Raw genomic sequence first — 25810 nt, 5'->3', positions numbered from 1 at the left:
ATATAAAAAACCTCAATTTTAGCTTGTGAATATATTCATAGAACAGTATTAAGTTATTTTTTATTTAAAAATTACGCTTCCTTATGGCTTACCGTCTTAATCCTAATACGTTAGATTTTCCTCCTGTTCAGTATTCTGATGAGGACGGACTTTTAGCAGTAGGTGGAGATTTATCAGAAGAGCGAATTAAAAAAGCCTATAATAACGGAATTTTTCCATGGTATTCAGAATATAGTCCTATTTTGTGGTGGTCGCCTAATCCACGTTTTGTTATCTTGCCAGAAAACTTCAAATTTGCAAAAAGCCTTAGACCTATTTTAAGAAAAAGAGAGTTTAGAGTTACTATTAATACAGCTTTTGAAAGAGTAATACAGCACTGTAAGATGGCAAATCGTCCTAATCAACACGGAACTTGGATTACTCCTGAAATGCAACAGGCTTTTATCAACCTTCATCATGAAGGTTTTGCGCATTCGGTAGAAGTTTGGAAAAATGAAAAACTTGTAGGAGGATTATATGGCGAAATTGTAGGAACATGTTTTTTTGGAGAATCTATGTTTGCCTTAGAAGATAATGCTTCAAAAGTTGGCTTTATAGTTTTGATAAAAAATTTATTACACAATGGATTTGAAATGATTGATTGTCAGGTTTTTACTGAGCATTTATCTAGATTTGGTGCTGATATGATTCCTCGTAAAGAATTTATACAACGATTGGAAAAAGGAAAAGAAAAACCGTTTGATAAAGAAAGTTTTGAAAGTAGTTTTGATGACTCTGTTGAATTTATTTTTACATAAAATCAGATTTGATTAATTATATTTGTCTAAGAAGTTATTTAAGGTATGTTCATAAAATTAAAAACTGCTTGAAATCGTGCGTTCAGCATGTTAAAACTGTTCAATTTATAACTCTGCCATTGTCAGTGTCCCTCACGACGATAGTTAAAATAACTTCTAAAACTAAAACAGAAACAAAGTAAATTAAAGAAAAAAGCCATTGAATGCACTAGGAAGACACGTCATTGTAGAACTCTATGATTGTAAACCCTCATTATTAGATGACGTAATATATGTACAAAATGCTATGCAAAATGCAGCACAAGAAGCAGGTGCAACCATTATTAATCTTACCTTTCATCATTTTTCTCCGTACGGAGTTTCTGGGGTTGTCGTGATTCAGGAAAGTCATTTAGCCATTCATACGTGGCCAGAGTGGGGTTTTGCTTCTATTGACCTGTTTACTTGTGGCGAAAGCACAGACCCATGGAAATGCTATAATGTCCTGAAAGAAGCTTTTTCAGCCAGCCATGGTTCAACAATAGAAATGAGAAGAGGGCAATTAGAACTTTTAAAGAAAAATAACTATAAACCTTCCTCAATTTCTCAAAACAGTAATGTTAGTGTTCAAAATAAACAATCTGTTTTTAATGCAAAAAATCAAGAAAATACTATAAGTAGAGAAATTTGGTTTACAGAAAGAGACGAAAATCTAGCTTTATCACTCAAACATAAGGGCGATTCATTGTTCAAAAAACAAAGTCAGTTTCAGAAAGTAGAGGTTTTTGATACCTTTGCTTTCGGAAAAGCACTAGTTTTGGATGGTTTGGTGGTAGCTACTCAAAAAGATGAAGCTGCTTATCACGAAATGCTTGTTCATCCTGCTTTTACGTTTTATAAAAAAAATATTTCCAGTTCAGAATCTAAAAAAGCAGGAATTAAAGTTTTGATTATTGGAGGTGGAGATGGAGGAACGGCAAGAGAAGTTTTGCGTTATGATTTTGTAGAAAAAGTAGTGATGATTGAGCAAGATGAAATAGTTACCCAAGCTGCGCAAAGTCATTTTGAAAGCCTTGCTAGTGCTTTAGAAAATCCAAAACTAGAACTTATTTTTTCAGAAGCAAATCAATTTTTAAATAGTTATTCGAAGGATGATAAAAAACAGACTTTTGATATAATAATTGTAGATGCAGCCGATACTATTCAAGAACCCATTTTAGATAAGTTATTTTTCAAAAAGCTATATAATTTATTAGATGATAATGGTGTTTTGGCTACCCAATGTGATGCTCCCCGTTGGCATCAAGAGCGTTTTGTGAGTATCATTAATTCTTTAAAAGACACATTTTTATTTAATCAAAATAATAAAACAGTTCTTCCTTATTTGAGTGCTGTGGCTTCTTTACCTACTGGAATGTGGGGATTTGCATGTGCTAGTAAAAACCAAACTATTTTTATAGAACAAAATCAAGATTTTACATCTGACTTTTATAAAGATTTATTTTATTACAATCAAGAAATTCATAGTGCTGCTTTTTGTCTGCCTAACTTTATTAAAAATTTGTTATGATAGATTAATTTTCTACTGTTCCTCTGTCCTAGTCTAATTTCTCAAAAAGTATTTCACTTTACTTTTGCATTAAAATTAAAGGCAAAAACTGAGACATCTTATAAAATAAAAGGCAAATTTATTTCGTAAATTAGTATGTTAGCCGAATTTTTTATACCTTTTCGGTAAAAATAAGCAAGATAATTTAGTATTTTAGCAAAAAATCATTTTGTTTTTTATCAAAATGACAAAAACGACTAAATTAGGTTTTGAAAACTTCCGAAAAAACTATTCTTTTGCTTTATTAATCGAATATATCACAAAAATCAATAATTCATTAATTATTTATTCACACACACAAACAGTGAAAATTTTATGAAAAAATTTCTCAAAAAAGCAACTACAAGTATCATTGGAGCAGGTCTGTTAAGTGCAGGTGTGCTGCTTTCAAGCTCTAATGTTATGGCAAGTGGTTATCAAGTAGTTTTACAAGGTAGTCGAGTAACTGCAATGGGTAACTGTGCAGTAGGTTTTAGAGCAGGAGCACCAAGTTTATTCTTCAACCCTGGTGCAATGGCAATGGAGCAAAATAGCTCTATTATGTTGGGAGGAAATATTGTAAGTTCTAATGTGCAATATTTAGGAGCTAATAGTACAACAATAGAAGAAACAGATTCTCCTCTTTCTCCACCTTTCTTTGCGTATGGTATTTACAAAGTAAATGAAAAACTTACAGTAGGTTTAGGCGTAGTTACTCCTTTTGGTTCGACAGTAACTTGGGGCAATGAGTGGTCTGGACGTTATTCTTTAAATGAGCTTAGCTTAAAAGCATTTGTTATTCAACCAACAGTAAGTTACAAAGTATCTGAAAAATTTGGAATTGGTGTAGGTCTTGATATTGCAACAGGTTCAGTTTCTCTTGAGCGCAACCTTCCTATAGCTCAAGCTGGTGGTGATAGTAATGTACTTTTAGAAGGAAGTGCAACTCCTGCAATTGGCTTTAACATTGGAGCATACTATGAAGCAAGTGATAAAGTTTCATTAGGTATCAGTTATCGTTCTAAGATTGACTTAACAGTAGAAGAGGGTGATGCTACTTTTACAGTTCCCCAATTAGGCCCAATCCAAGCAGCTTTCCAAGCTACAAAGTTTGATGCTACACTTCCTTTGCCTTCTGTAATTTCTGTTGGTGTAGGTATAAAGCCAATAGAAAAATTACAACTTGCTTTAGAATGGAATATGACAGGTTGGGATGCTTATCAAGAATTAAAATTTGAATATGATGCTCCAGTATTAGGATCAACAGAAACAGTTTCAGACCGTCATTACAAAAATTCTTCTGTCTTCAAATTTGGAGCAGAATATATGGCTACCGAATCACTTGCATTGCGTGGTGGTATTTATTACGACCAAACAGCAGTAGAGGATGGTTATATTACTCCAGAAACTCCAGATGCAAATACAATTGGTTATACATTAGGTCTTGGCTATACAGTTGGAGAAAGATTTACTATTGATGTTCATTATTTATTAGTAGATAAAGCAGAACGTGAAAATGTAGCAGCACCAAACTCTGGTGGAATTGATGGAACTTTCGAAGCAGGTGCAAATGTATTTGGTCTTGGTCTTTCTTACAAATTTGGTGGCTCTTCAAAGGCTTCTGAATAAAAAATAATAGTGATTAGTTATTAATGATTAGTGATAAATGTATAAAGTCAATTATCAAAAAAATCAGAGATAACTTTTTAAAATTATTCAATTTAGAGATAACATTGAATTAAATAAATACGTTTTAATGAGTTGTCAAGTAAAATAGATTATATTGAAATTCGTAATTCGTAATTTTTAATTAGCTTCGCTGCTTTAGCAGGTCGTAATTGTTATACTACTGTTAATTTATATTATTTCAAAACACACAAAAATTAGCATATATTCATTATGAAATTATACAAAAAACTTTTCTCACGCTGGACAGGCGTAGCAATGATTGCTACAATGGGACTCTTTGCTTGTCAGCCAGAAATTGATGAGCCTACACTCACAACAGGTAGTGCAGATTTTACTACTTATGTAGCCCTAGGAAACTCACTAACATCAGGTTATGCAGATGGTGCACTTTATCGTGAAGGGCAAGTCAACTCGTACCCTGAAATGATGGCTATGAGTATGCAGAAATTAGGAGGAGCAGCTTCTTTCAGTACGCCCTTAGTTCCAGAAGGAAATGGTAGTGGTGGAGCTACTGGAAAAATTGAACTTACTGGTTTTAATGAAAAAGGGCGTCCTATGTTAACTCCAACACAAAATGATCCTTCTGTTTTTGCTTCTGTAGCTGCTGGAGGACCTTATCAAAACTTGGGAGTACCAGGTGCAAGGTCTTTTCATTTATTGTTTGATGGGTATGGTAATCCTTCTAATTTGAGTACAGGATTGGCTAACCCTTTCTTTGTGCGTTTTGCTACTTCTGCCAACGCAAGTGTAGTAGCTGATGCAGCAGCACAAAATCCTACTTTCTTTACACTTTGGATTGGAAATAACGATGTATTAGGTTATGCTACTTCTGGTGGAGACCAAGGTGGAGACCAAATTACCCCAAAACCTCTTTTTGAGCAAGCTATCAATGGCATTGTAGCAGGTTTGGATGGTGCTAGTGGTGGAGCTATTGCCAATATTCCTAATATTTTAGGAGCGCCATATTTTAAGGCTGTGGCTTATAATGCTTTTGAATTTGAGCCAGAGGAAGAAGCATTAGTTACAGCCCTCAATGCAGGACTTCGTGCTAATGCATCGGCAGGCGTAAGACCTCTTGTAGAAGCTGGTGTGCGTGCAGAGGTTAGATCACAAGTAGTAGCTGGAGCTATCGAAACTATTATTCGTCCTGCAGTAGTAGCAGGGGCTAGAGCAAATGTAACTACAGAAGTTACAGCAGGAGTGCGTGCAGGAGTTATTCAACAGCAACTTGCTGGAGGAGCAACTCAAGCACAAGCAGAAGCTGCTGCTGACGCTTATATTGCAAGTGCTGACGGGCAAGCAGACATTACTACAAGAGTAGATGCTGCAATGGATAGTGAACTAGTAAAAGCAGGCATTGAAGCTGAAATACAAACACAATTAGCTTTGCCTTCTACACAAGCTCTTATAGAATCTCAAACAGATCAACAAATGCAAAGTGAAGCGGTTCAAGCTATCATAGAAACACAACTCAGTAGCCAACTAGATGCTCTTTTAGCTAATCTTACAGTTTCAGTAGGTGCTAATCCTTTCATTATTGCAACAGAGCGTTCGGCAGAGTTTCCACTTGGCTTACGCCCAGCTACACCTGATGATTTGATTTTACTCACAGCTAGTAATTACCTTGGTGCAGAGGCTGCTGCTGGTAGACCACCACTATTGCCAGAGCGTTTTGTACTTGACCCAAGTGAGCAAGCAAAAGTAGATGCTGCTGTGGCAGAATATAATACTGTACTTCAAGCTGCTGCTGGTGCTAAGTACGCTTATGTAGATATGAATGGCTTTTTCAATCAAGTACTAGGTGGCTATACATATCAAGGTGTAAACTATGACGCTAGATTTATATTGGGTGGTGCATTTAGCTTAGATGGTATTCACCTTACACAACGTGGTTATGCACTTGCAGGAAATGAGTTTATTAAAGCAATTAATGCAAAATATAATTCTAAACTTCCTTGGATTGATGTTAATAATTATAAAGGAATAACATTCCCTTAATCATAATTAACACTTTATTTTAGTAAAAAATAAAGTGTTATTCTGAATTCAAAACTCTAATTATCTCAAAAAGATGATTAGAGTTTTTTATTTTCAGAAACAAATTCAAAATGAAAAGAGTTTTAAAACAAGCAAATATCATTTTATCAACTCAATTTTATTTTAAAGATTATGAAAAGACATTCAACAGCCGTATGGCAAGGAAGTGGAAAAGAGGGAAAAGGACACCTTACCACACAAAGTAAAACCCTAAACGAAACTCAGTATTCTTTCAAGAGTCGTTTTGAAGAAGGAACAGGAACAAATCCTGAAGAACTTATAGCAGCAGCACATGCAGGTTGTTTTACCATGAAATTAAGTTTTAACTTAGGAGAAGCAGGTTTTACTCCTCAAAACTTAGAAACTAATTGTAAAATTGCTTTAGAAGATGGTGCAATTACTACTTCGCATCTTACACTAAAAGCGAAAGTAAAAGGAATTACAGAAGAAAAATTTGCTGAGTTAGTAAAAGATGCTGAACAAAATTGTCCTATCTCAAAAGTTTTAAATGCTAAAATTAGTGTAGAATATACGCTCAACTAAACTTAATAAAATATTCCATCATTATTTTGTAGGCTATATTATAGAATAACAAATTAATGGCAACAAAAATCCTCATTCTTATTAAAAAAGGGAATGAGGATTTTTTTATTTTTTTGTTTAATTATATAACTATTTTTAGAATTATATGTTGATAAAGAATTAAACAAAGATAGAGTTTTAACTACTATCATATTTAACGACAGTTACTCTTAACCTATAAAATATCTAAAAATCAATTATGAGCAAAAAAACAAAAAAACAGGCTGATTTAGAACAGCATAAAACAGAACCTGAAAATAAAGTTATGACTACCAATCAAGGGTTAAAAGTCAATGACACAAATAATTCTCTGAAAGCAGGAGTAAGAGGTGCTACACTTTTAGAAGATTTTTTGCTACGAGAAAAAATAACACATTTTGACCATGAAAGAATTCCAGAACGCATTGTTCACGCCCGAGGAAGTGCAGCGCATGGATATTTTGAGTTATATGAAAGTCAAGAGAAATATACCAAAGCAGGCATTTTTAATGATACATCAAGAAAAACACCTGTATTTGTTCGTTTTTCTACTGTAGCAGGTTCAAAAGGTTCTCCTGATTTGGCTCGTGATGTGAGAGGTTTTGCTGTAAAATTTTATACAGAAGAAGGAACTTGGGATTTGGTGGGTAACAACATGCCGATTTTCTTCATTCAAGATGCTATGAAGTTTCCAGACTTGATTCATTCTGTAAAGCCTGAGCCTGATAGAGAAATTCCTCAAGCTGCTTCAGCTCATGATACTTTTTATGATTTTGTTTCTTTGACTACTGAAACACTGCATAATCATATATGGGTAATGAGCGACCGAGGAATACCTCGTAGTCTTAGAATGATGGAAGGCTTTGGTATTCACACCTTCCGTTTAATTAATCAAGAAGGAAAATCACATTTTGTAAAATTTCACTGGAAACCACTATTAGGAGTTCATTCTGTAACATGGGATGAAGCTGTTAAAATTAATGGTGCTGACTCTGATTTCCATCGCCGAGATTTATGGGATGCTATTGAAGCTGGGCAGTTTCCAGAATGGGAATTAGGTTTTCAAATTGTGCCAGAAGAAGACGAACACAAATATGATTTTGATTTGCTTGATCCTACTAAATTAATTCCTGAAGAAATAGTACCTGTTCAGAAAATAGGTAAAATGACACTTAATCGCAACCCTGACAATTTTTTTGCTGAAACAGAACAAGTTGCTTTTTTGCCTGGTCATATAATTCCTGGTTTAGATTTTACGAATGACCCATTATTACAAGGACGATTGTTTTCATATAGAGATACACAGCTTTCTCGTTTGGGTACAGTTAATCATCATCAGATTCCTATTAATCAGCCTATCGTTCCAGTACATAATAACCAACGTGATGGACACATGCAAGGCAAGATTCCAAAAGGAAATACAGCTTATTTTCCTAATAGTCTGAGTGGTGGATGTCCACATTTAGCAAAGATAGCTGAAGGAGGATTTGATTCGTTTGAAGAGCGTATAGATGCCAAAAAAGTAAGAAGTAGAAGTGAGAGTTTTTCTGATCATTTTTCACAACCTGCACTTTTCTATCGCAGCTTAAAAGAGTGGGAAAAAGAGCATGTAGCAGAAGCCTATACTTTCGAATTAGGTAAATGTACACATTCACATATCCAAGAAAGAATGCTTTGGCTTATCGAACAAATTGATACAGATTTAGCTAATAAAGTGGCAGAAGGCTTGGGAATGAGTATTCCAAAAGATATAGAAAGACCTATTAATCAGGCAATAGGAGCAGATGCTGATGTGGAAAGTCAGCAACCAACAAAGAAGAAAAACTATTTGGAAAAATCAGATGCACTAAGCCAAACCCACATAAAAACCAAAAGTATAGCTACTAGACAAATAGCTGTCTTAGCTGCTAATGGATTTGATATGGCGAGTTTTGGTAAAATGTCAGAAGCATTAGAAAAAGAAAATGCCGTAGTCAAAATTATAGCTCCTCATGGTGGTTCAATTACATGTAATGAAGGTATGGAGCATAAAGTAGATGCTGCTATAATGACAACTGAAAGCGTATTATTTGATGCTATATTTATACCTAGTGGAAAAAAATCTGTTGAGCAGCTAATGAAAACGGCTAAGTATAAAAAGTTTGTCAATGAAGCATTTAAGCATTGTAAAGCAATAGCTGTGACAGGAGAAGGAGAAGAATTTCTCAATCATACTTATGTAAAAGAGCATAAAGATGATAAAGCAGTCTTTGTAAATGCTAATCCAAAAGATTTTATAGAAGCAATAGCAAATCATCGAAATTGGGAACGTTCTTCCATCGTCAAAGATATTCCTGTTTAGAAAACTAAAATTATTTTTGAGTGTAATACAAATTCCTCATTCCTTAGATGGGAATGAGGAATTTATGTTTTACAAGTCTTTTTTAGATTTGTGTAGAAGATGAATATTCTTCTTCTGAACTCAAAATCCATTCTCTTGCTTTCTCTTTATCATCAAAAAACTCACTAGCAAAACCTTTTAGAGTATCTTCATCAATTAGTTGTTCAATGCTTAACTGTGCAATTATATCACTGCTTGACAAAAGTGCCAGTTTTTTGACTCCTACTTCACGCATGTCTGTAAAAATAGTTTGATTTACCCATTTTTGTGTTTCAGGATGAATGGTAAATAAAAAATCGCTAGCATCAGTTATAAAAGCAGAAGTACTTTTTTCTACTGCTATTTTGGTTTGTTCTGAAACTTCTTTCTTAAAAGTAGCCTCATCAAGAGTTTTAGAGTTAGGAAGCCAAGTATTAACTTGGTAATTTCCTTCTTGTATATATTCAATAGTAAGATAAGAACTTTCGTATACTTTCATAATTCATTTGTTTTTGGGATAAATATAATTTTTTAATTATTTAATTTTATAGACACAATCCAATATTGCGATAAATATCTATTAAACAAGCTATTATACATTGTATTATACTAATATCAATTAAAAAGGTTGTAGCTAAAATCTATACATATTTACTTATGTACTTTTTTTAGAATAATAAAATTAATTAGTAAAACTATCTTTTCCTTTAAAAAAAGGGAAACATATACAGACACAAGAAGCAATCTTGCGTTAGTAAAAAGGAAATTCCTATCAATCAAAAAACCTCATTCCAATTAAGAGAATGAGGTTTTTTGTGGTATTTTTAAATATTTTCAAAAGCTCTGGTAATAAAATTATATCAATACAAAATGCGAAAACGAATAGTATCTTCAATATTCTTAAGTTCTTCGATTACTTTTTCATTGTATTTTTGATTGACATCAGTAATTACATAACCAATTTTCTCATTTGTTTTGAGATATTGTCCCACAATATTTACCTCATTTTTGGCGAAAATTTGATTTATTTTAGCCAAAATTCCAGGTACGTTGCTATGAATGTGCATCAAACGATGAGCATTTTGAAGTTTTGGAAGCTGTAACTCTGGAAAATTAACACTAGAAAAAGTATTTCCTGCATTGATATAATCCATCATTTTAGTAGGAACAAAAAGTGCAATATTTTCTTGTGCCTCTACTGTACTTCCTCCTACGTGTGGCGTAAGAATTACATTTGGAATTTGACGCAATTCTGAAACAAATTCTTCTTGATTGTTTTTAGGTTCTTCTGGATAAACATCAACACCTGCACCCAAAATTTTTCCACTCTTTAGATTTTCTACCAAAGCAGGGATATCGACAACTTGTCCACGAGCCAAATTCATAAACACAACACCCTCTTTCATCAAATCAAACTGTTCTTTTCCAATAATATTTGAGTTTTCGGCACGTCCATCTACATGCAAAGAAATGACATCAGCAATACTCAAAAGTTCTTCTAAAGAGCTACACATTGTCGCATTTCCCAACGCCAATTTATCCACAATATCATAAAAATAGACTTTCATTCCCAAGGCTTCAGCCACAACAGAAAGTTGTGAACCAATATTTCCATAACCAATAATACCTAGTTTTTTTCCTCTAATTTCGAAACTATTATTTGCCGATTTATTCCATTTTCCTGTGTGCATTTCCATGACACTTTTCGGAACACCACGCATAAGCATAATCATTTCTCCAATTGCAAGTTCGACCACACTTCTAGTATTACTATAAGGCGCATTAAAAACTACAATTCCTCTGTCCTGACAGGCTTCTAAGTCAATTTGATTTGTTCCAATACAAAATGCTCCGACAGCTAAAAGTCGGTCAGCATGCTCTATAACTTTGGAAGTCAGATTAGTTTTAGAACGAATACCTAAAATAGACACCCCTTTAATTTTTTCGATTAATTCATCTTCGTTGAGTGCGCTTGAAAGTAATTCTACTTGATAGCCTTCTTTTTCCATCATTTCTTTTGCTGAAGTATGGATATTTTCCAAAAGTAAAACCTTGATTCTATTTTTTGGATACGAGATATTACGAGCTAGTTTGTTTACATATAAAAATTCATCAAGATTTTGCGCTTCGTGGTCGGCTTTACTAATTACTTTTTCACGTTTTATATTTTCTGTAAAAGCATAAAATTCGTTTGCTAGTCCTGCTTCTTTGATTTCATAATCGGTATAACCATCGCCAATCACATAAATATCACCTTGAAGATTTAGCTCTCTTAGTAACTTTACTTTTCCATTATCTTCTGACAAAACATTGCTTGCATCAAAACCTTTTATTTTTCCATCTTCATCAAACTCAAACTCGTTAGCATAAATATTTTCTGATTTTATACCAAACTTGGTAACAATTGGAACAATAAAATCTTTAAAACCACTAGAAACAATCAGAATTGTATCTTTATGAGTATCGAAAAAATTCTGATTTCTCTTGAAAGATTCAGATACTTTTTCGCTTAGTTTTTCGATAAGTTCTGGCAAATGACTTTTATTTGCTTCCAAAATCGCAATTCTTTTATGTAAAGATTCTCTAAAAGAAAGATTTCCGTCCATGGCTTGATCAGTCAAAGACTGGATTTGAGAAAGACGCTCTTTTTTTTCTGGGTGATTTTGCAAAGCTATTTGACAGAGTTCGTCCATGGCTTCTACTTTTGTAAAAGTGCTATCAAAATCTATGATAAAATATTTTTGCTTTTCTGTAGTGTCTTTTGTAGGATTCATAAACTAAATAGAAATGAAGATAATTTGATTCTTTAGACTTTCGTTTTTTGTTTGTGTGCGTTTGGCTACTAAGTTATGAAAAATTATTAGTCATTGAATAATTAATGAAAATTGAAATGAGACGATTTTTTATAATTTAAAATCAAATTTAATTACTTTTGCAACTCACAATCAACTCAATAAAGATGACAAAACTATTTTCAACACTCCTTTTTCTATTTTACTTCTATTTTACTTCTTTTGTTGTTGCTCAAATAAGAACTTTTAGTGGTAATGAGTCTAATGCAGAACATCAAGAAAAAATAGGCAGATTAACATCTTTAAGAAGTTGTTTTGATGTTACTTATTACGATATCGAAATCGAACCTAACCCAAAGAAAAAAACAGTTCGTGGAAAAGTAAAAATTGATTTTGAATTACTAGAAGAAAGTCAATTTATACAATTAGAATTATATAAAAATTTAGAAATTGACAGCATTCTATTTCTAAACCAAGAACATTCTCAATCATTAAAATACGACAGAGATAAATGTTTTTTTGTAGTAGATTTTGGCAAAAAAATTTCTAAAGGTTCTTATTCTATCTCTATTTATTATCAGGGTAAATCTCATATTGGAATAGATTATTATTCAGAAGGAATATTTTTCAAGAAAACAAAAGGTAGAAAACCTTGGATAGGAGTTTCTTGTGAAGCAACAGGCGCACATATTTGGTTTCCTTGCAAAGATCATCCTTCTGATGAAGCTGATTCAGTTAGAGTTTCTGTAATTACATCTTCTGATTTACAAGCTATTGCAAACGGAAATTTAGAGCATTTTGAAGTTTTAAATGAAGAAAAGGTTAATTATCATTGGCTTACTAAGTACCCAACTAATACGTATGGGATTTCATTTTATATAGGAAATTATAAATTTATTTTAGAAAGGTTTAGACATGAAAAAGATGGAAAAAGTGAAATAATAGACTTTCTTTTTTATCCGTTAGAAGAAGATTATGAGGAAGTAAATTCACAAAAAGATTTTATGTTAGCTGCTTTTACTTTTTTTGATAGTTTATTGGGAGACTATCCATTTAAAAAAGAGAAAGTAGGCTTTGTTCAATCTCCTTACAATGAAACTGAACATCAAACTTGTATCGCTATTGGAAATCATTGGAGCAACCAAAATGATAGATTTTGGAGAAATGCAAAACAAGATTGGAATAGTACAATTGTACATCAACTAGCTCATGAGTGGTTTGGCAATGCTGTTACAGCTGCAGACATGTCAGATTTATGGTTACACGAAGGTTTTGCTACCTATATGGAACTTCTTTTTATAGAGAGATTATTAGGGAAAAATAGTTACGATTTGCTCATTTTAGGATATGATAATGGTTATCATAAGGGACAATCTTTAATAGGTAAACGAGATGCACACACAAATATGACTATAAATGGTTTTGTTTCTCATCGTGGTTTACTCGTCTTACATAAAATAAGAGAAAAATTAAGTGATGATGCCTTATTTTTTCAAGTTTTAAGAGATTTTTATCAACAAAATAAATACAAAACCGTACTGACAGAAGACCTCATTGAGCTTATAAACACAACTACAAAAACAGATTACACAACTTTTTTGAATGGATTGATTTATGAAGGAAAGTAAATAGTGATAAGTCAGAATCGCTCTATGAATTTATTATTTCCATTTTATTCAAAAAAACAAATTTTTATTCTCTTTGTTTCTGTAACTCTGTATTTAATAAAATCATTCGTAATTTTTAATTCGTAATTAACCTCATGGCAGAAACATTAACTATCTCAAAAGCGGCTACCAAAGCTGAAAAATACCAAGAACTTATTCCTCAAATCAAAGCTCTTACTTCTGTTGAAAGTGACCTTACGGCAAATCTTGCCAACATTGCAGCAGCTTTAAAATATGGAATGGACTTTTTTTGGGTTGGATTCTATCGTGTAGAAACAAATAATTCTACTGACTTTGAAAAACAAACTCTCATTCTTGCACCTTTCCAAGGTCCTTTGGCGTGTACTCGCATAAAATATGGAAAAGGAGTTTGTGGAAAATCTTGGAAAGATAAAGCGACAATTTTGGTAGAAGATGTAGAAAAATTTGAAGGACATATTGCGTGTAGTACCGATTCAAAATCTGAAATTGTCGTTCCTGCTTTTGGAAAAGATGGAAATGTAGCTCTCATCTTGGATGTAGATAGCGATAAAGTGAATGATTTTGATGAAACAGACCAAAAATACTTAGAAGAATTGATGAAAGTCGTTGAAGGTTTGCTTTACTCCTAAATTACAATTAACTTCTAATTTCTGAATTCTAACTTCTAAATTTATATTTTTTGGAAAATAACAAACTTACATCAAAACGCATTCTCATTACAGGAGGAGCAGGTTTTATTGGCTCAAATCTCTGTGAAAAATTTCTAGCTCAAGATAATAAAGTCGTTTGTTTAGACGATTTTTCAATGGGAAGAAGAGAAAACATCGCTCATCTTTTAGAAAATCCTAATTTCACACTCATTGAAGGCGATATTCGAAACTTAGAAGACTGTAAAAAAGCTGTTGCTGATGTAGAACTGATTTTACACCAAGCTGCTTTAGGCTCTGTTCCTCGTTCTATTGCTGACCCAATTACTTCAAACGATGTAAATATTTCAGGTTTTGTAAATGTTTTGGTTGCTGCAAAAGAAGCAGGAATAAAACGTGTTGTTTATGCAGCCAGTTCTTCTACTTATGGCGACCATAAAGCACTTCCAAAAGTAGAGGAAAACATTGGTCGTCCACTTTCGCCTTATGCAGTTACAAAATATGTAAATGAACTCTATGCAAATGTCTTTTCAGATTTGTATGGTTTAGAGATTATCGGACTGCGTTATTTTAATGTTTTTGGTAGAAAACAGCGTCCTGATGGTGCGTATGCAGCCGTTATTCCTAAGTTTATTGGACTTTTAATGGAACATAAGCAGCCAACTATCTTTGGGGAAGGTGATTTTTCAAGAGATTTTACCTATATAGAAAATGTTTTACAAGCCAATGAGTTAGCTGCCACAACAACAAATCCAGATGCTATAAATCAAGTCTATAATGTAGCTTTTGGAGAACGAACAACAGTAAAAGAGATGTTCGAACTAATGCGTTCGTTACTCAGTAAATATGATTCTGAAATTGCAAATATAGAAGCAATTTATGGAGATAATCGTCAAGGTGATATTCCTCATTCGTTGGCTTCTATCGAAAAAGCTCAAAAACTACTTGGTTATTCTCCTCAATATTCCTTCAAAAAAGGACTTACAGAAGCGATTGATTGGTATTGGGAAGATATAAAAAATTAAACTTCTTATTTTTCCAATGTATGTGCAATACATAAAAGATATTTTTCTCCTTTACAAAAACTTATCAAAATATTGATAAGTTTTTTTTATGTACTTCTCAGAGTTTTTAGGGTTTACTCTTATTTTTAATAATAGGTAATTTTACTAATAAAGCCCAATTACAAAAACAGTAAATTTGTATTACAATGAAGTACAGATAATCTTGCAACTTACTTTTTAAAACTACTTACGCTTAATCCTCTTTATACCAAAACTATGTCTACTTACATTACTTTTAATTGGGTAAAACCTATAGTAAAGCAATAAAATATTCTATAAGAACCAAAGCAGATAGTTAAAAAACCTCCATTCTTTGAGTGAGGTTTTTTTGCATTAAATATATCTCGTCCTAAAATTACTTTAGGTTCTTTCTGTCGTTGGTAGTGACACCATGTCCGTCAAGTTAAGAAAACTGTACTCTATTTTTCCCATTACCAACGTCCATTTTGGCTTCGCCGACTTAAAAGTTCTTCGAAAATACACGATTGCTAAGGGAGAAAAGTGCTGATTTTGTTTATTTTACCTTAGCAATCGTCAGTTATCGAAGATAACAAGACGTTGATAATGGTAGAATAAACAATAGCTTGACGGCTATGGTAGTGACACCAGCAACTTTTGACTAAATAGGTGTAATTCGGATAAAATTAGCGAGGTGCAAAAATTGTCAGAGAACCAAACAAATAGAATATAATATACATAAACTATCCTTTTTTAGAGTGACAACAAGTAGTTTTATAAAAATTAACTCTTTATCCCAATAATCTAACAACTTAATTTAGATATTTTCGTAAACTATTTTAGTTCTCAATTTGCAGAACCAAAAAAACTTACTATATTTGTATCATCATCTACAAAGAGTAATCAAGACACGAAAATAAATAAAAACATGAAGAGTAACAACCAAGATAAAAATGAGATTGAGCAAGAGTCTGTAAAAACACAAAAATTACAACAAAAAGAAACAATGGTAGAAGAAATGGGTGTTGTCTTTGAAAATCTAGGACTTACACCTATGCATGGACGTGTGTTTGCTTTTTTACTTTTATCAGAACCTCCTTATCAAGATTTTTATGCTATTCAAGAATTTCTAAAAGCTAGTAAGAGTGCTATTAGTACAGCTTTAAAATTTCTAACAGATAGAAAAATGGTTCAATATATTACTTTTAGTGGTGACAGAAAACGTTATTTTCAGGTGAATGTTGAAGGATGGTTAGAAAATACAAAAGAACGACTTCAATATGTGAGTACCTTAAAAGAGCTACATCAAAAAGTATTACGCAATCGTTCTGATGATAGATATGTAGAGTTTAATGAAAAACTAGCCGAAATTATTGATTTTCATTCACAACTCAATAAGCATGTTCAAGAGTTTGTCATAGAATGGGAGAAAAACAGAAAATAAAACAAATTTAAAAAGGAATCTTAATTTTCCTTTTTTTTAAAACAAAAACAGTTCTTAATTTTCAGAACTATTTACACAAAACAGAAATATCTTTTATATAAAAACTTATACTTTACTTTTTTTTAAAACAAAGGTTCTCAAAAAACAGAACTAAACAACTAAATAAAAACTTTCACATTTATCTATTATGAAAAAAAATCTTTTATCCTCGCTATTTTACTTTCTTTTATTCTTTTCTATTTCTAGTCAGAACGCCTTTTCTCAATCTAATGAAGTCAGTTCTACACAAGCAATTTTAGATAAGCCAATGAGTTTACAAGAATGTTTAAAGTTTGCTGTAGAAAATAATCCAAATTTAAAAAGTGTAAAACTAGGTGAACGTTCAGTCGATGCACAAATCAAAGAAGTAAAAACAGAAGGAATGCCTAAAATTGTTGGCTCAGGGTCTTATAATTATAATTTTGCTCTAGCTCAACAGCTTTTACCTGGTGAAATGTTTGGACAACCAGGAACAACTATTCCTGTCAAATTTGGTGTAGCCAATACGGTAAGTGGAAATATTGAACTGCAACAACTTCTTTTTAGCAAATCTTATTTTACAGGTATAAAAGCAGCACAAACAACTAAAGAACTTAGTAAATTAAATACCTTCAAAACGACAGAAGATTTGGTTTATAATGTAGCTCAAATCTATATGCAACTTGAAATTACTGAAAAACAAAAAGGAGTTTTGAAAGCAAATATTGATAGAATAGACCAGCTTATCAAAATTGCAGAAGTACAATTGGAAGAAGGTCTTATCAAAAAAATTGACCTTACACAGCTAAAAGTAAATCGCATAAATCTTTTAAGTGAGCAACAAAGCACTGAGATTGGAAAAATTCAACAACTCAATCTTTTGAAAATGTATATGGGTGTTCCTCCTCAAACTGACCTTTTACTAGAAACACAAGACAGTACAAAAGAAGAGAATGGTTATTTATTAATGGAAGAGCTTTCTCTCAATCAGAATTCAGATCTAAAATTACTCAACAAACAGCTAGAAATTAAAGCCTTAGAATTAGAGAATGTAAATGCAGGTTATTTTCCTTCTCTTTCTACTTTTGTTCGCTATGGATGGCAAGGACAAACTGACCGATTATTTTCTAATGATGAACAATATAAAATACAAGGTTCGAAGGTAGGAATTGTAGGAGTTAGTTTGAACGTTCCCATTTTTGATAGCTTTCAAAAGAAACATAAGGCTGAACAAGTACGAGTAGCACAAAATCAACTCAGTTTTGATAGACAAAATTTAATCAATTCTATCCAAATGGAATTTGATAATGCCACTCAAACACTCAAACAAAACAGAACACTCATAGAAACACAAAAGGAAAATATGAATCTTGCCGAAGAACTCTATGATGTTACACGCCTATCCTATCAGGAAGGAATAGCTCCTCTGACAGAACTTTTAGATGCCGAAACAAGCCTTAAAGAAGCACAAACTCAATATTTAACTTCTTTGTTACAACTCAATTTGGCAGAATTAGACTATATGAAATCTAGTGGACAGCTCGCTGAATTAATCCAAAATGCAAGTACAAGTAGTAATGAATAATCTATAAAATCATTCAATTATTAATTACTCAACCTTTATAAATAAAAAATCTCATTCTATTATATTATTTCAAAAATGAAAAAGTACACAACTCCTATTATTGCCCTCTCTTTAGTTATTGCCGTTGCTGTTTGGATGTTTTTAACCCTAAAGTCCAACAAAGAAACTATTGATGCAAATGCAGCCGTTCAAGAAGATGTCATTACTAACATTCCTGTTCGTGTTGATAAAGTAGAACAAATTTCTTTCGATAAAAACATCAATTTCACAGGAACTTTTGAAGCTAGGAAAGAACTAGAAATTATTGCAGAAGCACAAGGACGCATTACACAATTAGCCATCAGAGAAGGTCAGCAAGTAAGTAAAAATCAACTTGTTGCCAAAATTGATGATACAAATATTCTTGCTCAATTAACTTCTGTTCGTGCAGTAGTAGCAAAAGCTAAGAAAGATGTAGAGCGTTATGAAAGGCTAACAGAAGCAGGTGCTATTAGCCAACAACAATATGAAGAAGTTAAATTAAACTATCAAAATGCTCAAGCAAATGTTACAGCAATTGAACAACAATTAAAATATTCTATGGCTCGTTCGCCTATGGCAGGAATTATAAAAGAGGTAAAAGTAGAAGAAGGAAGTTTTGCCTCAGCAGGAACTCTAATTGCTACTGTTGTAGATATAGAAAAACTCAAAATGATTGTAAAAGTAGGTGAAAAAGAAATTGTCAAAATCAAAAATGGACAATCGGTAGAAATAACTACAGATGTTTATCCTGACAATATCTTTAAAGGCACAGTAACACTTATTAGTGTACAAGCAGATGCAGGTAGAAAATATGAAGTAGAAATCGAACTTCCAAACCCTAACAAAACACCTTTACGTCCTGGAATGTATGGAAATGTAGCCATAGATGCTCAAAACAAAAATAATACACAAAATCAATCAGGACTTTTTGTAGCTCGTAAAGCAGTGGTGGGAAGTGTACAATCTCCAAAAATATATGTAGTAAATACTGTCAATGGACAAAATCAAGTAAGCTACAAAACAGTAAAAATAGGAAAAACAGTAGGTGATAAAGTAGAAATAATAGAAGGATTAAAAATGGGGGAAACGGTTGTGATAAGTGGACAAATCAATCTTAGTGATGGAAAAACAATCACTATTATGAATCAAGATGAAAATAAAAATTCCAACTTATCAGAAACTACAAAAACACCTGAATCTTTATAAAACCTTAGCTAAGAAAATACTTTTCTACCTCTCATTAAATTATAAAAATATATGTCAATTACAGAATTATCCGTTAAAAGACCCTCACTTATTTTGGTGCTTTTTATCATTTTAGTTTTTTTTGGTCTTCAAGGGTATCAAACCCTTACTTATGAACTTTTGCCCGAAATTAATTCACCTGTACTTTCTATTTCTACGCAATATCCAGGAGCTTCTCCTAATGAAGTAGAAACAGCAGTTACTAAAGAAATAGAAAATGCTGTTTCTACATTAGAAAATTTAGATGTCATAAACTCTTTTTCACAAGAAAGTTACTCTGTTGTTACCGTAGAATTCAAATATGGAACAGACATCGATAAAGCGATGCAAGATGCACAATCAAAAATTGATGCCATTGCTTCAACACTTCCTGATGATGTAAAAGACCCAAGTATTGGTAAGTTTTCTTTAGATGATCTTCCTATTATGCGTATTGGTGCAACTTCTGATATGGATGAAGTAGAGTTTACAAGTTTATTTGAAAATAAAATCACATCCGATTTGGCAAGAATTGAAGGTGTGGCTCAAGTAAATATTGTAGGTAAAGAAGAACGAGAAATTAATGTCAATGTAAATGGTGACAAACTCAATTACTATAATCTTTCATTGTTACAGGTTACGAATGCTATTTCGGCTGCCAATCTTGATTTCCCAACAGGAAGTGTAAAAAATGATGAGCAAGATATTATGGTTCGTTTGTCTGGAAAAATTAAAAGTTTGCCTCAACTCAGAAAGTTAGTCGTAACGACACTTGCTGACGGAACAAATGTTTTTTTAGAAGATGTAGCTGAAGTATATGATACTAAAAAAGAAACTTCTACTATTTCAAGAATCAATAGAAAAACATCTTTAGGTCTTGAAATCTCAAAGCAATCTGATGGAAATACAGTAGAGGTAAGTAAAGAAGTTAGAAAAAGATTAGAAGAACTCAAACAACAATATGCAGGTATCAACTTAGATTTTACTATTGCTTCTGACTCTTCTATTTTTACAATGGAAGCTGCCGATGCCGTAACTCACGATTTAGTAATTGCTATTGTCTTAGTTGCCGTAATTATGTTATTGTTTTTACATAGTATTCGAAATGCAATTATTGTAATGGTTGCTATTCCTGTTTCTGTAATTACAACATTTGCTGTGATGGCTGTGGCAGGTTTTACACTCAACCTGATGACTTTATTAGCCCTTTCTTTGGTAATTGGTATTTTGGTAGATGATAGCATTGTAGTTTTGGAAAATATCCAAATGCACATGGAAAAAGGCAAGTCACCTTGGCAAGCAGCTTTAGATACATGGAAAGAAATTGGTTTGTCTGTCGTTTCTATTACGCTTGTGATTATTGTTGTTTTCTTACCAATTGGTATGGTTACAGGAATTGTAGCCGATATTTTAAGACAATTCTCATTGGTGGTAGTAGCAGCTACTTTAATCAGTTTACTTGTTTCTTTTACACTTACACCTTATTTGGCTTCTCGTTTTTCCAAACTTACTCACTTGAATAATGAAAAATGGTTAGACAAGCCTCTAATTTGGTTTGAACGCTTAATAAATGGTATCAAATCAGGTTTTGAATCTATTTTAGTGTATGTTTTGAAACATAAAATAATTACGTCTATTATAATTTTCTCAATGGTTATTGCTTCTTTCTTCTTGGTAATAGGTGGATTTATAGGAGCTGAATTTGCAGCCGAATCAGATAATGGAGAATTTATTATCAATATAGAACTTCCTAAAGATGCACCTATCGAACAAACTAATAGTGTTACTCAAAAAGTAGAAAATTATTTAGCTCAAAATAACGAAGTAATTACTGTATTTACAACCATAGGAAAAGGAAGTGGAGGAGCTACAAGTGCATATTTGGCAGAACTAAACGTGAAATTAGTTTCATCAGAAAAGCGAGAAATGAATTCTGAACAGTATGCTCGTTTTATTAAAACTGAATTACAAAAAACTATTGCTGGTGCAAAATTTACAGCAGAACCTGTCGGAATGATTGGAGGAGCAAGTGCAGCACCAATTCAAATCACATTACAAGGAACAGACCTTAATTTGATGTTGGAGACGAGTGAAAAAATACAAGAGATCGTAAAAGGTGTAGCTGGAACTTCTGAAGTAAAACCAACGGTAGAAGGTGGTAGCCCTGAAATAGCTGTAGACATAGACCGTGAAAAAATGGCTTCTTTAGGTTTGTCATTGGATGTAGTGGGCGCAACTATGCAAAATGCGTTTACAGGAAATACAGATACTCGTTTTAGTGAAGATAGTTATGAATATGACATTCGTGTTCAATTAGATGCTTTCGAACGTCAAAACCAAGAAGATATTAAAGAGCTTACTTTTTTAAATGACAAAGGCGAGCTAATCAAATTATCTCAATTTGCAGAAGTAGAGCAGAGTATGGGACCTTCTCGTTTAGAAAGAAAAGACAAAATTCCTTCACTCAATATCGAATCACAAGTAGTTGGAAGACCTGTCGGAACAGTAGGAGCAGATATTCAAGCTGCTCTTGCAAAAACTCAAATTCCTACTGGTATTGAAGTGAGTTTTGGAGGAGATTTGGAAAATCAGTCTGAGGCATTTGGTTCATTAGGGGTTGCCTTGATTACATCACTTTTACTTGTTTATCTGATTATGGTTGCTCTTTATGATAGTTGGGTTCAGCCATTTGTAGTTATGTTTTCTATTCCTGTGGCTCTCATTGGCGCACTACTCGCTTTGGCTTTAACAATGCAAAACCTCAGTATATTCTCTATTTTGGGAATAATTATGTTGGTAGGTTTGGTTGTGAAAAATGCCATTCTGATTGTCGATTTTGTAAACCAACTTAAAAAAGAAGGAATGGAAAGTACACAGGCTGTCATAGAAGGAACAATGGAACGTTTCAGACCAATTTTGATGACAACAATTGCGATGGTAATTGCCATGATTCCTATTGCCATAGCAAGTGGAGCAGGTTCAGAATGGAAAAACGGACTTGCTTGGGTACTTATTGGAGGTTTGACTAGCTCTATGATTCTTACACTTTTAATTGTCCCTATTGCCTACCGAGTAGCTGATAGTATGGCAGAACGTTTTGAGAAATGGAAAGCAACAAGCAGTTTTTTCTCAAAAAATAAAGATGTACAAGATGTAGAACTGGCAAAATAAGTTCTTAATATTCTCAAATCCTTATTCTAGTTTCCTCTTAAACGATAAGCATTTTTCAATTTGAGAATACTTTTTATACAATTTCTAATACTAAAATTAAAGCAGTTATGAATATTCAACCTCATTTCAATCCGTCTAATCAAAATGCTATAAATCATTTTTTTAGCAATTCATCTACTCAAAAAGAGCAAAAACTCACCATGACTTCTTCAAAAATTGCTCATTATGTCAAAATGATATTACTGAGCCTCAATATAGAAGAGGAAAGAATTCAGCCTCATAGAAATTTTTATGAAGATTTTGATTTTGATATTCTGATGCACATCAACCTTATTCTTTTAGTAGAATCTTATTTTTCCATTTTTATCAATGATGAAGAAGCCGAAAAAATTACTACTATTCAAGAATTACAAGATGTCATTCAGACAAAATTACTGGGTTACTAAAAAGAATTCAAACTCTCAAGACACTTTTGAAAGTATCAAATAGATTCTAATCTATGCAAAAGCCAAAAAGAGTTTTTTTATTAAAAACCATTTTTTTAGACTAAAAAAGAGTCTGAAAAATTATAATCCAAAACTTAAGTTATTTAAAATCATTACTTACCATCAAAAAAGCAATCAAATATAATTTGAATTGCTTTTTTTCTTTTATAAAATCATTTACAAAAAAAATAATCATTAGGCATTTCAATTCTACAAAAATTGTAAAATTAATATAGTTTTTTTTGTGTGAATAGAATTATTTGCTACTTTTGCGTTGTTATTTTTAACCAGTCTAAATAAAAACAAAGTCATGAAAATTATTTTTACCTTTCTATTCACAGCTTTGCTACATACAGTATTGTTAGCACAAAGCTCTATAAACGGCACTATCCAACTTAATGATGGAACACCTGCCGTAGCAGTCAATATCTATTTAGAAGGCACAAATATTGGAACAACTACCAATGCTGTCGGATTCTATGAAATTAAAAATGTTGAAGCAGGCAATCACACTTTAAAAATTGTAGGGATTACAATAAAACCTATTTCAAAAATAATCTCAGTAGAAGCTAATCAAACAATAACTTTAAATTTTACTGTTGAAGAATCTACAGGCAATCTCAATGAAGTATCAGTACGAGCATCTTCTGAAAAATCAAAGTCAAAAGTTTCTACTTCATTGCGATTACAAACAGAAATTGAAAAACTTCCTCAAAACATTCAAGTCATTCAAAGAAAAGATTTAGACAATCAAATTGTATTAAGTCTGAGCGATGGTTTGTTGCGTAATGTGAGTGGAACAATGCGTTTGGAGCATTGGGGCGATGTTTATGCTCGTGTAAATATGAGAGGAAGCCGTGCTTCTGCTTTCTTCAATGGCGTAAATATTACTTCAAGTTGGGGTCCTTTAACGGAAGATATGAGCTATGTAGAACGAGTAGAGTTTGTAAAAGGTCCTGCTGGTTTTATGATGTCAAGTGGCGAACCAAGTGGTATTTATAATATCGTTACCAAAAAACCAACAGGCGATGATTTTAATGGGTCTGTACGTTTTACAACAGGTAGTTATAATTTATTTCGTGCTGAAGCTGATGTAGATACAAAAATTACTAACAAATTATCTGCAAGGCTCAATGTAATGGGACAAAATAAAAACTCATTTAGAGATTATGAATACAATGACAGATATATTGTTGCTCCTTCATTGCGTTATGATTTCAATTCAAAAACAAAACTTACTGCCGAATATATTTATCAGAAAGCAAAAATGTCTAACATTGGAGCATCTTATATTTTCAGTACAGAAGGCTATGCAACCTATCCTGCTGAGACCACTTTAGGCGACCCAGGACTTGAACCAAGCCTTGTTGATGACCAAACTTTCAATGTAAATTTCCAACATGAATTTAAAAAAGATTGGAAAATCACAGCACAAACTACCTATATAAATAGCTATCAAATCGGACAAAGTATGTGGGCTGGTGATGTACAAAAAGATTTGATTCAGCGTAATGTGAGCTTATTTGAATCTAGTAATATCATGAAATTTGCACAAGTTTATGTTAACGGTAAAGTTATGACAGGTGGTGTTAGTCATAAATTAGTTGGTGCTTTGGATGTAGGAACAAAAGAATATATGGCAGACTGGAATCAATCGCATCAATTAGAAACAGGTGATAATTATTTTTCAATGACAGCAGATAGCTACCAACCTGTAACAAATGGCTATCCTGATTTTGATTTGTCACAACCATTAGAAATCCGTTCAAGTCCTTATGGAAGAATTAATTTACAATATTCAGGAATATATCTTCAAGATGAATTAGGATTTTTAGACGATAAAATCCGTCTTACTTTGGCTACTCGTTTTACAGATATTTCTCAATCAAGTTATGGTGGTGCAGAGCAAAAAGCTAGTCAATGGACTCCAAGAATTGGACTTAGTGGTTCAGTTGATGAGCATACTTCAGTTTATGCTTTATATGACCAAAGTTTTGTGCCTCAATCTGGCATTTTGAGAAATGGAGACAAAATTAAACCTATTACAGGAAATAATTTGGAGATAGGAGTAAAAAGAGATTGGTTTGATAAAAAATGGACAACTACCTTATCTATTTACCAAATTACTAAGAAAAATGAGTTGATAAGTGATCCTAACAATGCTCCAACCGAACAATATTCTATCATAAAAGGAGAATCAGAATCAAAAGGAATTGAATTTGACTTGAGAGGAGAAATCATTAAAGGTTTGAATCTTACTTTAAATTATGCCTTAACTGAAAACCTAATTACAAAATCAAATGTAGAATCTCTACAAGAAGGCGACCTTGTTCCAGGATATGCAAAACATACAGCAAATACATGGATTGCTTACACACAGCAAACAGGATTTTTGAAAGGCGCAGGATTGTCTTTAGGTGCAACTATACTTGCTGACAGAACTACATGGGGATGGGCTTCCAACCCAAATCAAAAATCTCTTGGAGATTATAAAAAAGTAGATGCAGGTATATTTTGGGGAAATGATGATGTACAAGTTACACTCAATGTCTACAATGTACTGGACGAATATTTATATAGTGGTGCACCTTATGGAACTTTCTACTATTATCAAGCTGAAGCTCCAAGAAATTGGCGTTTAGCTCTTGCCTACAAATTTTAATCTTTTCTATCCTACTATTTCTAAACTATCCAGAGTTTATGCTTTGGATAGTTTAGTTGTTTATCTAATTTGACTATAAT

General features: G+C 32.7%; 17 protein-coding genes. 15 read left to right on the top strand and 2 right to left on the bottom strand.

Annotation, left to right across the window (positions count from 1 at the left end; translation table 11 throughout):
• Positions 1-83: 83 nt before the first annotated feature.
• The 6 genes from aat to V9L04_RS11260 all read left to right on the top strand — a co-directional run bounded on the left by aat (position 84) and on the right by V9L04_RS11260 (position 8992).
• Positions 84-797: a leucyl/phenylalanyl-tRNA--protein transferase gene (aat, locus tag V9L04_RS11285; protein WP_338789902.1), complete on the top strand. Its 714-nt coding sequence runs from the start codon at positions 84-86 to the stop codon at positions 795-797.
• A gap of 199 nt (positions 798-996) precedes the next feature.
• Positions 997-2346, top strand: a complete 1350-nt coding sequence (speD, locus tag V9L04_RS11280; protein ID WP_338789901.1) for an adenosylmethionine decarboxylase — start codon at positions 997-999, stop codon at positions 2344-2346.
• A 354-nt stretch (positions 2347-2700) separates the two neighbouring features.
• On the top strand, positions 2701-3993 hold the full coding sequence (locus V9L04_RS11275) for an outer membrane protein transport protein (RefSeq protein WP_338789900.1): 1293 nt from the start codon (positions 2701-2703) through the stop codon (positions 3991-3993).
• A gap of 270 nt (positions 3994-4263) precedes the next feature.
• Entirely contained in the window at positions 4264-6051 is a 1788-nt protein-coding gene (locus V9L04_RS11270; protein ID WP_338789899.1) for a hypothetical protein, read from the top strand.
• A 171-nt stretch (positions 6052-6222) separates the two neighbouring features.
• Entirely contained in the window at positions 6223-6633 is a 411-nt protein-coding gene (locus V9L04_RS11265; protein ID WP_338789898.1) for an OsmC family protein, read from the top strand.
• Positions 6634-6871: 238 nt separating this feature from the next.
• Complete coding sequence (locus V9L04_RS11260; protein WP_338789896.1) at positions 6872-8992, top strand: catalase; 2121 nt, start codon at positions 6872-6874, stop codon at positions 8990-8992.
• 82 nt (positions 8993-9074) lie between these two features.
• Here the strand turns inward: V9L04_RS11260 and V9L04_RS11255 are convergent, their stop codons facing one another.
• Both V9L04_RS11255 and serA read right to left on the bottom strand, forming a co-directional pair.
• The gene (locus V9L04_RS11255; RefSeq protein WP_338789895.1) at positions 9075-9509 is read right to left on the bottom strand and encodes a hypothetical protein; all 435 of its coding nucleotides are present in this window, start codon (positions 9507-9509) and stop codon (positions 9075-9077) included.
• A gap of 361 nt (positions 9510-9870) precedes the next feature.
• Positions 9871-11784, bottom strand: coding sequence for a phosphoglycerate dehydrogenase (gene serA / locus V9L04_RS11250; protein WP_338789894.1), 1914 nt, complete (start codon positions 11782-11784; stop codon positions 9871-9873).
• Between the two features lie 185 nt (positions 11785-11969).
• On the opposite strand from serA, the gene V9L04_RS11245 reads away from it, so the two are divergent.
• The 9 genes from V9L04_RS11245 (at position 11970) to V9L04_RS11205 (ending at position 25730) form a co-directional block, all read left to right on the top strand.
• The gene (locus V9L04_RS11245) at positions 11970-13430 is read left to right on the top strand and encodes a M1 family metallopeptidase (RefSeq protein WP_338789893.1); all 1461 of its coding nucleotides are present in this window, start codon (positions 11970-11972) and stop codon (positions 13428-13430) included.
• Between the two features lie 134 nt (positions 13431-13564).
• On the top strand, positions 13565-14080 hold the full coding sequence (locus V9L04_RS11240; RefSeq protein WP_338789892.1) for a GAF domain-containing protein: 516 nt from the start codon (positions 13565-13567) through the stop codon (positions 14078-14080).
• A gap of 50 nt (positions 14081-14130) precedes the next feature.
• Positions 14131-15123, top strand: coding sequence for an SDR family oxidoreductase (locus V9L04_RS11235; protein ID WP_338789891.1), 993 nt, complete (start codon positions 14131-14133; stop codon positions 15121-15123).
• Between the two features lie 925 nt (positions 15124-16048).
• Positions 16049-16564 (top strand): hypothetical protein, encoded by a 516-nt coding sequence (locus tag V9L04_RS11230; protein WP_338789890.1) that lies wholly within the window; start codon positions 16049-16051, stop codon positions 16562-16564.
• Positions 16565-16751: 187 nt separating this feature from the next.
• Complete coding sequence (locus V9L04_RS11225) at positions 16752-18167, top strand: TolC family protein (RefSeq protein ID WP_338789889.1); 1416 nt, start codon at positions 16752-16754, stop codon at positions 18165-18167.
• A 75-nt stretch (positions 18168-18242) separates the two neighbouring features.
• Entirely contained in the window at positions 18243-19394 is a 1152-nt protein-coding gene (locus V9L04_RS11220) for an efflux RND transporter periplasmic adaptor subunit (RefSeq protein ID WP_338789888.1), read from the top strand.
• Positions 19395-19445: 51 nt separating this feature from the next.
• Entirely contained in the window at positions 19446-22583 is a 3138-nt protein-coding gene (locus V9L04_RS11215) for an efflux RND transporter permease subunit (RefSeq protein WP_338789887.1), read from the top strand.
• Between the two features lie 107 nt (positions 22584-22690).
• On the top strand, positions 22691-23029 hold the full coding sequence (locus V9L04_RS11210; protein ID WP_338789886.1) for a hypothetical protein: 339 nt from the start codon (positions 22691-22693) through the stop codon (positions 23027-23029).
• A gap of 349 nt (positions 23030-23378) precedes the next feature.
• Positions 23379-25730, top strand: coding sequence for a TonB-dependent receptor (locus V9L04_RS11205; RefSeq protein ID WP_338789885.1), 2352 nt, complete (start codon positions 23379-23381; stop codon positions 25728-25730).
• The last annotated feature ends 80 nt before the right edge of the window (positions 25731-25810 follow it).

Origin of the sequence: Bernardetia sp. MNP-M8 (assembly GCF_037126285.1) — a bacterium.
In the GTDB taxonomy this organism is placed as follows: domain Bacteria; phylum Bacteroidota; class Bacteroidia; order Cytophagales; family Bernardetiaceae; genus Bernardetia.
The sequence above is the reverse complement of the archived record's forward strand: the minus strand, read 5'-3'. Positions and strand labels throughout refer to the sequence as shown.